Origin of the sequence: Aeromonas sp. 62-46 (assembly GCF_001898585.1) — a bacterium.
Lineage (GTDB): Bacteria > Pseudomonadota > Gammaproteobacteria > Enterobacterales > Aeromonadaceae > Aeromonas > Aeromonas caviae.
On sequence record NZ_MKUI01000005.1, the window covers coordinates 15,579 to 27,625 of the forward strand.

14 protein-coding genes are annotated in these 12,047 nt (G+C 63.0%); 5 read left to right on the top strand and 9 right to left on the bottom strand.

Annotated features, from left to right (window positions below; translation table 11 throughout):
• Positions 1-7 precede the first annotated feature (7 nt).
• Positions 8-661 (bottom strand): protein-methionine-sulfoxide reductase heme-binding subunit MsrQ, encoded by a 654-nt coding sequence (gene msrQ, locus BGO64_RS01975; protein WP_286700084.1) that lies wholly within the window; start codon positions 659-661, stop codon positions 8-10.
• A 91-nt stretch (positions 662-752) separates the two neighbouring features.
• On the bottom strand, positions 753-1,763 hold the full coding sequence (gene msrP / locus BGO64_RS01980; RefSeq protein ID WP_045522791.1) for a protein-methionine-sulfoxide reductase catalytic subunit MsrP: 1,011 nt from the start codon (positions 1,761-1,763) through the stop codon (positions 753-755).
• Positions 1,764-2,134: 371 nt separating this feature from the next.
• On the opposite strand from msrP, the gene BGO64_RS01985 reads away from it, so the two are divergent.
• Positions 2,135-2,608: a DUF1097 domain-containing protein gene (locus BGO64_RS01985; RefSeq protein WP_043153924.1), complete on the top strand. Its 474-nt coding sequence runs from the start codon at positions 2,135-2,137 to the stop codon at positions 2,606-2,608.
• 60 nt (positions 2,609-2,668) lie between these two features.
• Here BGO64_RS01985 and BGO64_RS01990 read toward each other — a convergent pair whose 3' ends face one another.
• The 4 genes from BGO64_RS01990 to cydH all read right to left on the bottom strand — a co-directional run bounded on the left by BGO64_RS01990 (position 2,669) and on the right by cydH (position 6,226).
• Positions 2,669-3,949 (bottom strand): sigma 54-interacting transcriptional regulator, encoded by a 1,281-nt coding sequence (locus BGO64_RS01990; protein WP_124245197.1) that lies wholly within the window; start codon positions 3,947-3,949, stop codon positions 2,669-2,671.
• A gap of 54 nt (positions 3,950-4,003) precedes the next feature.
• Positions 4,004-4,513 carry a hypothetical protein gene (locus BGO64_RS01995; RefSeq protein ID WP_039039694.1) on the bottom strand — a complete coding sequence of 170 codons (510 nt, stop codon included), beginning with the start codon at positions 4,511-4,513 and terminating at the stop codon, positions 4,004-4,006.
• Positions 4,514-4,618: 105 nt separating this feature from the next.
• A complete protein-coding gene (locus tag BGO64_RS02000) occupies positions 4,619-6,031 on the bottom strand; it encodes a sensor histidine kinase (protein ID WP_286700085.1) in 1,413 nt (470 codons plus the stop codon).
• Between the two features lie 102 nt (positions 6,032-6,133).
• Positions 6,134-6,226 carry a cytochrome bd-I oxidase subunit CydH gene (cydH, locus tag BGO64_RS02005; RefSeq protein ID WP_010675981.1) on the bottom strand — a complete coding sequence of 31 codons (93 nt, stop codon included), beginning with the start codon at positions 6,224-6,226 and terminating at the stop codon, positions 6,134-6,136.
• 125 nt (positions 6,227-6,351) lie between these two features.
• On the opposite strand from cydH, the gene folK reads away from it, so the two are divergent.
• Entirely contained in the window at positions 6,352-6,897 is a 546-nt protein-coding gene (gene folK, locus BGO64_RS02010) for a 2-amino-4-hydroxy-6-hydroxymethyldihydropteridine diphosphokinase (protein WP_049636031.1), read from the top strand.
• Positions 6,898-6,955: 58 nt separating this feature from the next.
• Here the strand turns inward: folK and BGO64_RS02015 are convergent, their stop codons facing one another.
• Positions 6,956-7,660, bottom strand: coding sequence for an SDR family oxidoreductase (locus BGO64_RS02015; protein ID WP_039039618.1), 705 nt, complete (start codon positions 7,658-7,660; stop codon positions 6,956-6,958).
• Between the two features lie 159 nt (positions 7,661-7,819).
• Here BGO64_RS02015 and BGO64_RS02020 point away from each other — a divergent pair, with 159 nt between their 5' ends.
• Together BGO64_RS02020 and BGO64_RS02025 are read left to right on the top strand one after the other, a co-directional pair.
• On the top strand, positions 7,820-8,224 hold the full coding sequence (locus BGO64_RS02020; protein WP_042864784.1) for a CBS domain-containing protein: 405 nt from the start codon (positions 7,820-7,822) through the stop codon (positions 8,222-8,224).
• Between the two features lie 249 nt (positions 8,225-8,473).
• Positions 8,474-9,238 carry a substrate-binding periplasmic protein gene (locus tag BGO64_RS02025; RefSeq protein ID WP_286700086.1) on the top strand — a complete coding sequence of 255 codons (765 nt, stop codon included), beginning with the start codon at positions 8,474-8,476 and terminating at the stop codon, positions 9,236-9,238.
• Between the two features lie 101 nt (positions 9,239-9,339).
• Here BGO64_RS02025 and asnC read toward each other — a convergent pair whose 3' ends face one another.
• Positions 9,340-9,801 carry a transcriptional regulator AsnC gene (asnC, locus tag BGO64_RS02030; RefSeq protein ID WP_041214272.1) on the bottom strand — a complete coding sequence of 154 codons (462 nt, stop codon included), beginning with the start codon at positions 9,799-9,801 and terminating at the stop codon, positions 9,340-9,342.
• A gap of 154 nt (positions 9,802-9,955) precedes the next feature.
• On the opposite strand from asnC, the gene asnA reads away from it, so the two are divergent.
• The gene (gene asnA, locus BGO64_RS02035; RefSeq protein ID WP_010675987.1) at positions 9,956-10,948 is read left to right on the top strand and encodes an aspartate--ammonia ligase; all 993 of its coding nucleotides are present in this window, start codon (positions 9,956-9,958) and stop codon (positions 10,946-10,948) included.
• Between the two features lie 229 nt (positions 10,949-11,177).
• On the opposite strand, the gene BGO64_RS02040 is transcribed toward asnA, so the two are convergent.
• Positions 11,178-12,002, bottom strand: coding sequence for an MBL fold metallo-hydrolase (locus tag BGO64_RS02040; RefSeq protein ID WP_286700087.1), 825 nt, complete (start codon positions 12,000-12,002; stop codon positions 11,178-11,180).
• Between the last annotated feature and the right edge of the window lie 45 nt (positions 12,003-12,047).

Below are 12,047 nucleotides of genomic sequence, written 5' to 3' on the forward strand. Positions count from 1 at the left end.
TCTTTTGCTATGGGTGTGACGGCTGTTGCGCCGCCCCCCTCCCGGCTACTTGCGCTCGCCTGCGCCAGGGGCGCAGCAGCTTCTCTCGCCGTGGCCACAGCAGGGCGCAGGCCAGCACCAGATAGATGAGGGGCTCCTGCCACCCGCTCTTGACCGACCACCAGTAGTGTACCGGCACCAGTAGAGCCACCCCGTAGATCCAGTTGTGCAGCTTCTGCCAGGCAGGCCCCATGCGCCGCAACAGGGCCGGGATCGAGGTGATGCCGAGCGCCAGCAACAGCAGCAGCGCCACCATGCCCACCACTATGTAGCTGCGCTTCACCAGCTCGCCGCCAATCAGCCCCCAGTCGAACTGCAGATCCAGCCCCAGCCAGACCATGAAGTGCAGGGACGCCCAAGCGGCGCACCAGAGCCCGAGGGGGCGGCGCAACTTGATGAGCTGCCCCTGGCGCCAGCGCTTGGCGAGCGGCGACACCAGCAGGGTCAGCAACAGCAGGTGGAGGGCCCCCTTGCCAAGGTAATGGGTCAGCCCCTGGACCGGATCCCCCCCCAGCAGCCCGGCTGGCACGGCATAGCCCAGCCAGAGCAGAAAGCCGAGCGAACCAAGGTGCACCAGCGCCCGCAAGCCGTTGATATGGGCTGTTTTCAGTCTCGGCATCATATTGCAGTTCCCGTCATGTTTTTCCCGCTTCTCATCCCCTCTCCCACCAGGGGAGAAGGGGGCAAGAGATCAGTCGGGCAGAGCGTCAGTCTCAATACCATTTACGCAGATCCATCCCCTGATAGAGGGACGCCACCTCGTCGCCGTAGCCATTGAACATCAGGGTCGGCTGGCGCTTGGCCCCGAAAATGCCCCCCTCGCCGATGAAACGCTCGCTCGCCTGGCTCCAGCGCGGGTGATCCACGCTCGGGTTGACGTTGGCGTAGAAGCCATATTCGTTCGGCGCAAGCAGGTTCCAGGTGGTGGGGGGCATCTCCTCCACCAGGCGGATGGAGACGATGCTCTTGATGCTCTTGAAGCCGTATTTCCAGGGCACCACCAGCCGGATGGGTGCCCCGTTCTGGGCGGGCAGGGTTTTGCCATAGAGCCCCATGGCGAGGAAGGAGAGGGGGTGCATGGCCTCGTCGAGGCGCAAGCCCTCCACATAGGGATAATCGATGCCGCCCCCCAGGGCACGGGAGGCCTGCCCCGGCAACTGTTCCGGATCATAGAGCGTCTCGAAGGCCACGAACTTGGCGCGACTGGTGGGCTCGGCACGGCGGATCAGATCCGCCAGCGCAATGCCGCTCCAGGGCAGCACCATGGACCAGGCCTCCACGCAGCGCAGCCGATAGATGCGCTCCTCCAGCGTGCTCTTGTTGATGAGATCCCACACATCCAGGGTGAAGGGTTTGGCCACCTCCCCTTCCACCTTCAGGGTCCAGGGCTCGGGCCTGAGGTAATGGCCGTTGCGGGCCGGGTCCCCCTTGTCGGTCCCCAGCTCGTAGAAATTGTTGTGGGTGGTGGCCTTCTCCTCCGGGGTGAGGATCAATCCCTCTGGCCGGGTCGCGGCACGGATGTCGAGGGGTCTGGTGGGGGCCACGGTGGCCGGCTTGTCCGGTGCGAAGAGATCCAGCAGGCTGGCCTTCACCGGAAACGCCAGGGTGGCGGCACCGACGCCCAGGCCCAGCCCTTTCAGGATGCGGCGACGATCCTGATAGACGGTTTCCGGCGTGACGTCCTGTTCGGTGGGGTGATGAGAAGTACGGCGCTTGATCAACATGAAAAAACTCCCGGGACGATGAGGTTGACAACCATAAGACCCGCCCCGGCCGAGTTTTATTTCACACAGAATTACATGAGTTGGTAAAGGGGCAGTGCCTTGGCCATGGTACCGGCCAGGAAGAGCACTACGAACACCAGCAGAGGAACGATCACGTTTGGCACCATCAGACTCACTCCATGAGCAGGACAGGGCCTCTAACTATGGAACAAGGTCTGCGGCGCCTCCAATGAATTTTTTTCGCGAGCGCAAGCGTATTCCAGAGTTGCAAAGAGTGATCGGGATCACACACAATCCGGCCCCCGCTTGCTGCCGCTCTACCGCGGAGTAGGCTGCCTCCTTTTCCGGATTCAACCACTGAGAGTCACGCCATGAGCCCACTGTTCGCCATCGCCATCACGACCGGGATCCTCTCCGCCGTCTGGGGTGGACTGGCCGCCGCACTCGGTCTCATCTCCTGGGTCGGCTTCCTCGGCTGCACCAGCTACTTCGCCTCGAGTGGCGGTTACAAGGCGCTGTTGCAGACCCTGCTGTGCAACACCACCGGCATGCTGTGGGCACTCCTGCTGATCCACGGGGAGACCTGGTGGGGGGCCGGCATGGCGGGTTATCTGATGACAGGGGTGGTGGCCACCCTGATGTGCGTGCAGGCCAGGCAGCAGTGGCTCGCCTACATTCCCGGCACCTTCGCCGGTTGCTGTGCCACCTTCGGCGCCGCAGGCGAGTGGCGGCTCATTCTGCCCTCCCTCATCATCGGCGCCCTGTTTGGCTATCTGATGAAGGCGAGCGGCCTCTGGCTCTCCCAGAAGACTCTCTCTACCAGCGGTGTCAGCGACCCGGCCTGAGGCCGATTCTGTCGGAAACCAGAGGGGCGGCCCGTCATCGACGGGCCGCCCCTCTGTCATTTATCCCTTCGACTTGAAGTTGGCCGCCTCGATGCCGTGCCGATTCAGCAGCTTGTAGAAGTCGGTGCGGTTTCTCCCCGCCATGTTGGCCGCCAGGGTCACATTGCCTTCCGTGGTGCGCAGCAGCCGGATCAGGTACTCCTTTTCAAACTCGGCCCGCGCCTCGTTGAACGAGGGAATGCCGCCACCGCCGCCACTCAGGGCCGACTCCACCATGGCCGCGCCGATCACCGGGCTGCAGCAGAGGCTCGCGAGCTGCTCCACCACCCCGCAGAGCTGGCGCACGTTGCCCGGCCAGGCCGCGGCGGCCAGCAGGGCCAGCGCCTCAGGCGAGAAGCCGAGGGCGGCGCAATCGGGGTGACGGTTGCGGTAATCGTCCAGCGCCTGACGGGCCAGCAGGGGGATGTCCTCGCTACGGGCGCTCAGAGGCGGCAGAGTGATGTTGGCCACGTTGAGGCGGTAGAAGAGATCCTCGCGAAAACGCCCCTCTTCCATGGCGGTCACCAGATCCTGATGGCTGGAGCTGATGACCCGCACCTCGGGGGTGCCCTGACCATACTCCGCCAGCACCTGGAGCAACTTGGCCTGGAGTGACTCCGACAGATCCCCTATCTCGTCGAGGAAGAGGGTGCCGCCTTTGGCCTCGGCAAACAGGCCGGACTGGCCATCCTCGCCAAACAGCTGCAAGTCCAGCGCGGGCCAGGGCAGAGCCGCACAGTTGATGGTATGCAGCGGCTTGTCGCGGCGGTGGCTGGCCTGGTGCAGCACCTGGGTCATCACCCCCTTGCCGGCGCCGGAGGGGCCCAGGATCAGCACGGGCACGTCCATGGTGGCGATGCTGCTCGCCTGGATCAGCAACTGCTCCATCTGCGGGTTGCGGGTCTGGATGAGGGACTGCCACTCCTGCTGCTGCTTCGGACGGGTCAGGCTGAGAGCATGTTCTATGGTGACCAGCAGCTCGTCCTTGTCGATGGGCTTGGTGAGGAAGCTGAATACCCCGGAGCGGGTCGCCTGGATGGCGTCGGGAATGGTGCCGTGGGCGGTCATGATGATCACCGGCATGCCGAGCCACTGGGACTGGATCCGCTCGAACAGCGCCAGCCCGTCCATGCCCCCCATGCGCAGATCGCTCAGCACCAGGTCGGCCCGTTGCTGGCGCAGCCTGTCCAGCGCTCCTTCCGCGCTGTCGGCGGTATCCACCTCGTAACCCTGGCTGCGCAGGCGCATGCTCATCAGCTTGAGCAGGCTGGCATCATCGTCCACCAGCAGAATACGGCTCATGCTCTCACCCCCTCTTGGCGAAAAACGCGGTCATTGCGGCGCGGTCCGGAGCTGTCATGGCTGACCTCCCCCATTGAGCTTACGCTGGTTGAGCTGCTCGTCGATGGCGGAGAGCTGCTCTATCTGCTGGCGCAGACGCTTCACCTCCTGACTCTGATCGTCGCGGCGGCTGTCTCGCACCAGCAGCTCCTCCCCGAGGGCGATCCAGCTGCGCAGGAAGGCCTGGGCATCGAGACCGAGCTCCGGCAACAGAGCCTTCAGCTGATCCAGCCCGGCCCGGCGACTGGCCACCGATTCGGACGGGTGGGTGTTGACCATGGCCAGGCTGACCCGGCTCTCGAGGTCGGTGGCGCCGGCCAGTCGCTGGCGCTCCTGCATCCGCTGCTGGGGATGGCTGGCCAGCAGCCAGTCCGAGTATTGCAGGCGCACCTGCATCTCCTTGTTGGCAAACTCCATCCGCCTGGCGATCGCCTCCTGGGAAGGCTCGGTGAGGCTGGTAGAAGGCAGCAGGGAACAGCCAGCGAGCAGGCCTATCATCAATACGGGAATCACAAATCGTTTCATCTTGAATGTCACTTCAGATCCTGGTGGGGAACAGGCACCTGCCCGCTCCTCTCAATATTCGGTGTCAAGGCGCCACCCGCACCTGCGGGGTCGCCGCCACGCCCGTCAGCTCGGGCGCACGTTCAAATCCAGCCGGAAACAGACATCCGCCTGGGCATCCTCGATCAGCCTGAGCTCGCCGCCCAGACTCATGGCAGACTCACGGGCAATGGAGAGGCCCATGCCGGAGCCTTTCAGCAATCCCTGGCGCACTATGCTGCCCTGTTCAAAGGGCTCGAAGATGCGCTCCCGCTCGTCTGGCGGGATGACAGGCCCTTCGTTGGCCACCTCCAGCCAGCCGCCGCCCGCTCCCGCCCCGGCGCGGATCCAGATCTGTCCGCCCCTGGCGCCATAGCTGACCGCGTTGGAAAAGAGATTGTCGAGGATAAGTCGCAGGCGGTAGGGCTCTGCCCGCAGGCTGATGGGCTCGGGCGGCAAGTGTACACTGATTTGCTTGGATTCCAGCGCGAGCCGGTACTCTTCGGACAAGTCTGACAACAAGGGCGCCAGGGGCACCTCGGACAGGGTGAACACCTCCTGCTGGCTGAGGCGATTGAAGTCGAGCAGCCGCTCGATCAGGGTCTGCAGACGGCGGCTGTTCTCCTCCAGCATCTGGCAGATCTCCTGCTGATCCCGGTTGAGGGGCCCCACCAGCTGCTCCGAGAGCAGATCAGCCCCCTCCCGCAGCACGGCAAGGGGGGTTTTCAGCTCGTGGGATACGTGGCGCAGGAACTGGTATTTCTGCTGTTCCAGCTCCTTGAGCTTGTCGTGCAGCCAGCTGATCCGCTCCCCCAGCAGCACCAGTTCGGCCGGGCCATCCACCGGGCGCTGATCCGGCTCGACGCCAGCGCCCAGACTCAGGATCCGCGACTCAATCTGACGTACCGGGTGGATGATGAGGTAGGTAAAGAGCAACACCAGCAGCAGGCTGAGCCCGACCACGAAGCCGCTGACCCACCAGATCTGCTGTTTCAGCTCCACGATGGCGCCCCGCATGCGGGTCACGTGATCATCCACCTGGCTGCGGGTGACCACTTCCAGTTGCTGGTTCAGTTCGTTGAAGTCGGTGAAACGGGGGCTGGTCGCCTCCTGCCTGGCCTTGCGCAGATCCTGCAGGCCGTCGAGCCAGACCAGCGTCGCCTCGAGATCTCCGTAGACCTCGGCATCCGGAATGGAGTCCTGATGGGTCGCGAGCAGTTCCCGGTAGCGCACCAGCTGCTGCCGATAGCTGGCCAGGATGCGATCATCACCCAGGACCGCATAGCGCCGCAGGGTGCGCTCCAGATCGATGGCCTGGGTGGAGAGCAGCGTCGCCCGGCGAGTGTCCCGCACCGCACGTTCCATCTCGTCGCTGGTGAGCTGGCCCAGGTGGGAGAGAGCCTGACTGTCGTGCCAGATCATGCCCCCCAGGGGCATCAGCACCAGCACGAAGCCCATCAGTACTACCTGGAGCAGGGAGCGGGGCCGAACCTTGGTCATCTTCTGCGGTCTCGATTCGTCATGGGGGAGCCAGCATATCCGCACTGCCCCAAAAAGCAAAACCGGCCATAAAGCCGGTTTGATTGCTCACCGAGGCCGGATTCACGCCAGGCCGACGGACGCCACACAGATGACAATGATCATGGCAAGGGCCCCTGACGCGGCCAACAGTGCCCATTTCATTTCTACGCTCATGCAAACCTCCTTTCTGCCAATCAGCGTTGGATCACAACAGATAACGACATGTTAATTCATAGTGAATCCCATAACCGTGAGCTGCGTATATATTTCAGACGAGCCCAACCCAAGGAATGGAAAGCATGTTTTACCTCTGTAGCATTGGATCCAATCTCGACCCCGCCCTGCACGTCAGTCAGGTCGTCGCCGAATTGCTGGCCCGCTTTGGTCGCCTTCACCTGAGTTCCGTCATCCAGACCAAACCCGTGGGCATGCATTCGCGCCACGACTTCCTCAACTGCCTGTTCGTCGTCCAGAGCGACCTCTCCCCCGTCCAGCTCAAGGCCGAGTTTGTCACCATGGAGCTGACCCATGGCCGGGATCGCAGCAACCCCCTGTGCAAGGTGGCGGACAGGCCACTGGACATCGACATACTGGCCTGCGGCGAACGGGATGACTTCGCCGAGGCCGGGGTGGATGCCTACCTGGGGGATCTGCTGGCGGAGATGTATCAGGGCGGCAGTGTGGACTCCGGCAAGGTGACCCTCGGCCTGCCGGGCAGCAAGGTGTTTGCGAAGCAGCGCATCGGCCAGGCCCCCATCCATCTCTGCCAGCAAGACGAGGCCCTGCTTCCCGGCAACGGCCACCCCGGCCCCCCTTCCCGGCACGCCGCCATCCGGCACCCTTGAGCCGTTCACACACATGAGGCGCCCAAAGGCGCCTCATGTCATGGCGGCCCGCCTTGCCCTAGATGACGGCGAGGGCGCGCCCCCCGTCCACCCGGATGCTGGCCCCGGTCATGTAGTCGTTCTTCATCAGCATCTGTACCGCCTGCCAGATGGGCTCCAGACCCCCTTCCCGCGCCAGCGGCGTCTTCGCCAGCACCTGCTGGCGCCAGTCATCCCCGTGCTCGTCGAGAAACAGGATGGGGCCAGGCTCTATGGTGTTGACCCGCACGGCAGGCGCCAGTTCGCGGGCAAAGCTCATGGCCAGGGAATGGGCTCCCGCCTTGGTGGCCACGTAGGCGGCAAACTGGGGCGCCGGGGCATGGATGTAGATATCGGTGATGTGGATGATGCCCCCGTTGGGCTGGCGGGCAAGGGCAGGGGCCAGCGCCCGGTTGAGCTGGAACGGAGCCGCCATGTGTACCCGGTAGAACTGATCAAACTGGGCCAGCTGCACCGCAGGATCCGCCGCCTGGGGCTCGAAGGCGGAGGCATTGTGGATGATCAGGGCAAGATCCTCATGGGCCGCCAGCGCCGTCACCACAGCGCCCACCTCCTCTTCCCGGGTGAAGTCCGCCTGTACCAGCTCGACGCCCACGTCTCGCAGACGATCCAGCTCGGGCCGTTCGCTGCGATAGCTGCCCGTCACCTGCCAGCCAGCGGCCACCAGCTGCTCACACAGATAGAATCCCAGGCGACGGCCACAGCCCGTTACCAATGCACGCATACCCTCTCCTTGTGGTTGTCGCCCTCCCCGATCCATGCAGGATCGCACGGAGGGCCCATTCATCGGCCATGACCTATCGATGTCCGAGGCAAAACCCATTGGCCCCGTGTCACAGCCACCGGGCATAGTGGCCCCATCGACCCCCATGGAGCCACCATCATGCTACAAATTCGCGATCATATGCAGCCATTGACCCACTCACTGCACCCCGGCCTCGGTCTGGCCGAGGCGCTGGACAGACTCCATCGGGCAAACCTGGGGGGCCTGCCGGTACTGGATGACCATCAGCACCTCGTCGGATTTCTCTCCGAGCAGGATTGCATTCCCGCCCTGCTCACGGGCAGCTATCACTGCGACACCCGTACTCTGGTCGAAGATCTGATGAGCCGGACCCCGCTGTTCGTCTCTCCTGATGACAACATCGTTGATCTCGCCCGCCAGATGACCGGGGCCAGACCCAAGGTCTATCCGGTAATGGAGGGAGGCAAGGTGACGGGCATCATCAGCCGTCGTCAGGTGATGCAGGCCCTCAACACCCAGATGAAACAGTGTCAGGCAACCTGAGGCAGGCAACCTCGCACACGTTTCATGCCGGCCACCCTCCCGTCCACAGCCGACGAGTGGCTGGTCCACCCCGCCCGACTCTGCCACGGGGCGGCCTGTCGAGGCAGCGCCGCCCTCCTCCCACCGGCACCGTTCGTTTGTCCCCTCCCCATTTCAGGGTTTGCCATCCGTGGTCGTCTCTAGTTAGATAGGTGCCGGTCACAGTCCCTGCCGGATGCGACCCCGTCCCGAGTGCTCAGGAGATGTAACGTGCGACGCTTGCTCGTATTCTGCTTGCTGCTGCCCTGCTGGCTGTCAGCCAGGGAGCTGGTCATTGGTGGCATCCTGGAGCCCCCTCTCAAGTGGCTGGATGCACAGGGACACCCTCGCGGGCTGGATGTGGATCTCGTCACCGCCATCTTCGGCACGCTCCATACCCCCATCAGGATTGAGCTCATCGATTCGGGGGCCAGGCTCACCCGCAATGCCGAAAGCGGCTTCTATGACCTGCTGCTGACCCACTCCTACAAACCGGAGCGGGAGGCCTATCTGCTCTACCCCAAACAGGCCCATATGCTCCATAGCTGGCACTTCTTCATACGCAAGGAGTCCGCAGGCCAGATCCATTATGACCATCTGACGGATCTCAAACCCTGGCGTATCGGTGTCACCCGGGATTTCTCCTATACCCCCGAGCTCGCGGCGGCCATGACAGACCCGAGCTATCACTTCCAGGAGATCCCCATCAACCAGCTGCAACTGCGCAAACTCATCGCCGGTCGCATCGACGTGGTACCCATGTCCCTGGTCACCGCCTTCACCCAGATAAGAGAGGAGGGACTGGAAGGCAAGCTCGACTACCTGCCAAAACCCCTCAAGACCAGCCCCTACTTCAATGTCTGGACCCGTTCCCGGGCCAATGCCGACACCCCGGCCCTGATGGCCGCCTATGATGCCGAACTGCTGCACATGAAGCGGGACGGCCGGCTCAAAGCCCTCTACGACAAATACGGCATCCCCTATATCGAACCCTGATCCACCGTTCAGGGTGTCATCTCCCGCAGGGTCGAATTCTGCTGCGCGGACAGGGTCTATCACGGGAGAGGGGTCTCTACGCCCCCCTCAGACCACCCGACTCAAGGCTTCACATCCCGCAGGATCGGGTTTTGCAGCGAAATCAGCGTCTCGGTGGACTGGATCTCGTCGATGGTCTGGATCTTGTGGATCAGTACCGTCTGCAACTCGTCGATGGAACGGGTCATCACCTTCATGAAGATGCTGTAGTGGCCCGTGGTGTAGTAGGCCTCCACCACCTCGTCCAGCGCCTGCAGTTTGGCCAGGGCCGACGGGTAATCCTTGGCGCTCTTGAGGTTGATCCCGATAAAGCAGCAGACGTCGTAGCCCAGCTTCTTGGGGTTCACCTGCACCCGCGTTCCCTCGATGATGCCCGCCTGCTTCATCTTCTCTACCCGCACGTGGATGGTGCCCGGGCTCACCAGCAGTTGTTTGGCCAGCTCGGCGTAAGGCAGGCGCGCATTCTCCATCAGGGCGGAGAGGATGGCCTGATCGAGATTATCGATCCGATAATTTTCTGACACTTTTTTGCTCTCCTTTTAATGATTCATCATTAATTGATGGCTTATTTTGAAGAAAAAAACACACAAAGCCTATTTCAATTATCGAATATTGAATTTAGTTGGCATTCTGTTGAAGAATCACCGCATTCAACGGATTCACGACAGGTAATTCAGCATGAAACAGCACTACATCCGCAGCCAACAGCAGATCAGCTTCGTCAAAGAGATGTTCTCCCGCCAACTCGCACTGCAGCTCGGCCTGATGGAGGTACAAGCCCCCATTCTGAGCCGGGTCGGTGACGGCACCCAGGACAACCTCTCCGGCTGCGAGCATGCAGTGCAGGTCAAGGTGAAAACCCTGCCGGAGCACAGCTATGAAGTGGTCCACTCCCTGGCCAAGTGGAAGCGCCAGACCCTGGGCCGCTTCGGTTTCGGCCCGGGTGAAGGCATCTACACCCACATGAAGGCACTGCGTCCGGACGAGGATCGTCTCAGCCCCATTCACTCCGTCTACGTCGACCAGTGGGACTGGGAGAAGGTGATGCCGGGCGAGCGCCGGGATCTGGCCTATCTGCAGGAGACGGTGCGGGGCATCTGGGCCGCCATCAAGGCCACCGAGCGCGCGGTCTGTGCCGAGCATGAGCTGACCCCCTTCCTGCCGGCGGATATCCAGTTCCTGCACAGTGAAGAGCTGCTGACCCGCTACCCGGACCTCGATGCCAAGGGACGCGAGCGCGCCATCGCCAAAGAGCTGGGAGCGGTCTTCCTCATCGGTATCGGTGGCGCCCTCTCCCACGGCGAACGCCACGACGTGCGAGCCCCGGACTACGACGACTGGAGCAGCGAGAGCGAGCTCGGGCTGGCGGGTCTGAACGGTGACATCCTGGTGTGGAACCCGGTGCTGGAAGACAGCTTCGAGATCTCCTCCATGGGGATCCGGGTGGACGCAGAGGCCCTGCGCCGCCAGCTCGCCATCACCGGCGACGAGGATCGCCTGCAATATGACTGGCATCAGGATCTGCTGGCAGCACGCATGCCGCAAACCATCGGCGGCGGCATCGGCCAATCCCGTCTGGCCATGCTGCTGCTGCAAAAAGAGCACATCGGTCAGGTCCAGGTCGGCGTCTGGCCATCTGAAATGAAAGCTGCCATCCCAGGCATGCTGTAACGAATTGATTTGATTGCATCTGTCCTCCTATCGCGGCAACACGGCGCGGGACAGACGCGATAGCGAAGCTGGTCAGCCGAGGTGGAGAGCGTATCCCGACTGACTGTAAGGCGGGCATGGTCGCTGACTGTGCCTGCCGACCCTGGGGCTTGCCCCTGCGATCCGCTCAACCCACGTCAGATCGCATCGAATACATTCCTCCCGGCAATCTTCGGATTGCCGTTTTTTTTTACGCCGAAAAACTGTGCTCAAAACCCGCCCCGATCTGGTGCTGGCGCGGCAACCCCGCCTTTCTGCTGCCGGTGCAGTGGCAGGCAAACAACCGCTCCACCGCCTCTTCCTGCAGATAGGCTCCGAGCGCCACCGCCCGCTCTGGGCCGGAAAACTTCAGGTGCAGGCCGCCGATGACGGCGTGGATCCGCTCGTCGCCACACACCTCCTTGGCCCACTCGATGATGTTCTCGACCCCGGCGTGACCGCAGCCGATAAAGACGATGAGCCCCTGCTCGCTCTTGTAGGCCAGCGCCGAGTCGTCGCTGATGAGGTCTTTCTCTACCCGCCCGCCCCGCACTATGTAGCCGAGCAGCGAAGGCGCAGCCCGGTCGCGCCGCACAATGCTGCCGAGGAACACCAGACGATCCGAGAGCCACACCGGCTCGGACGAGCAGTGGGGAAGCAAGCCTCTGGCCGACAGCGACTCCCGAGCCAGCGCCCCCGACAGGCGATAGAGGTTGCGCCGCCAGAAGGGCAGCGACAGGAAGTAGCCCCGCTCGCAGAACACGTCTGGACAGGCTATGAGTGGGATGGGTCTTGGATAGGCGGGCAGCGAGCCGACCCCGCCCACATGGTCGTAATGACCGTGAGAGAGCACCACATGGGTGAGAGAGGCGAGATCGATCCCCATCACGGCGGCGTTGTGGCACAGCGCCCGGCCACGGCCGCTGTCGAACAGCACCCTGAGGCCGTCACACTCCAGCAGCAGCGCCAACCCTCGCTCGGGCAGACAGCCAGGCAGATGAACGTCGTCATCCACCAGCACGGAAAACTTCAGCATCTCAATCCCTCAGAAAACAAAACGCAGGCACGAGGCCTGCGTTTT

Bases quoted from the DNA above. Each gene is read 5' to 3' on its own strand.
- msrQ (WP_286700084.1), bottom strand. From the start codon at position 661: ATGATGCCGAGACTGAAAACAGCCCATATCAACGGCTTGCGGGCGCTG.
- msrP (WP_045522791.1), bottom strand. From the start codon at position 1,763: ATGTTGATCAAGCGCCGTACTTCTCATCACCCCACCGAACAGGACGTC.
- BGO64_RS01985 (WP_043153924.1), top strand. From the start codon at position 2,135: ATGAGCCCACTGTTCGCCATCGCCATCACGACCGGGATCCTCTCCGCC.
- BGO64_RS01990 (WP_124245197.1), bottom strand. From the start codon at position 3,949: ATGAGCCGTATTCTGCTGGTGGACGATGATGCCAGCCTGCTCAAGCTG.
- BGO64_RS01995 (WP_039039694.1), bottom strand. From the start codon at position 4,513: ATGAAACGATTTGTGATTCCCGTATTGATGATAGGCCTGCTCGCTGGC.
- BGO64_RS02000 (WP_286700085.1), bottom strand. From the start codon at position 6,031: ATGACCAAGGTTCGGCCCCGCTCCCTGCTCCAGGTAGTACTGATGGGC.
- cydH (WP_010675981.1), bottom strand. From the start codon at position 6,226: ATGAGCGTAGAAATGAAATGGGCACTGTTGGCCGCGTCAGGGGCCCTT.
- folK (WP_049636031.1), top strand. From the start codon at position 6,352: ATGTTTTACCTCTGTAGCATTGGATCCAATCTCGACCCCGCCCTGCAC.
- BGO64_RS02015 (WP_039039618.1), bottom strand. From the start codon at position 7,660: ATGCGTGCATTGGTAACGGGCTGTGGCCGTCGCCTGGGATTCTATCTG.
- BGO64_RS02020 (WP_042864784.1), top strand. From the start codon at position 7,820: ATGCTACAAATTCGCGATCATATGCAGCCATTGACCCACTCACTGCAC.
- asnA (WP_010675987.1), top strand. From the start codon at position 9,956: ATGAAACAGCACTACATCCGCAGCCAACAGCAGATCAGCTTCGTCAAA.
- BGO64_RS02040 (WP_286700087.1), bottom strand. From the start codon at position 12,002: ATGCTGAAGTTTTCCGTGCTGGTGGATGACGACGTTCATCTGCCTGGC.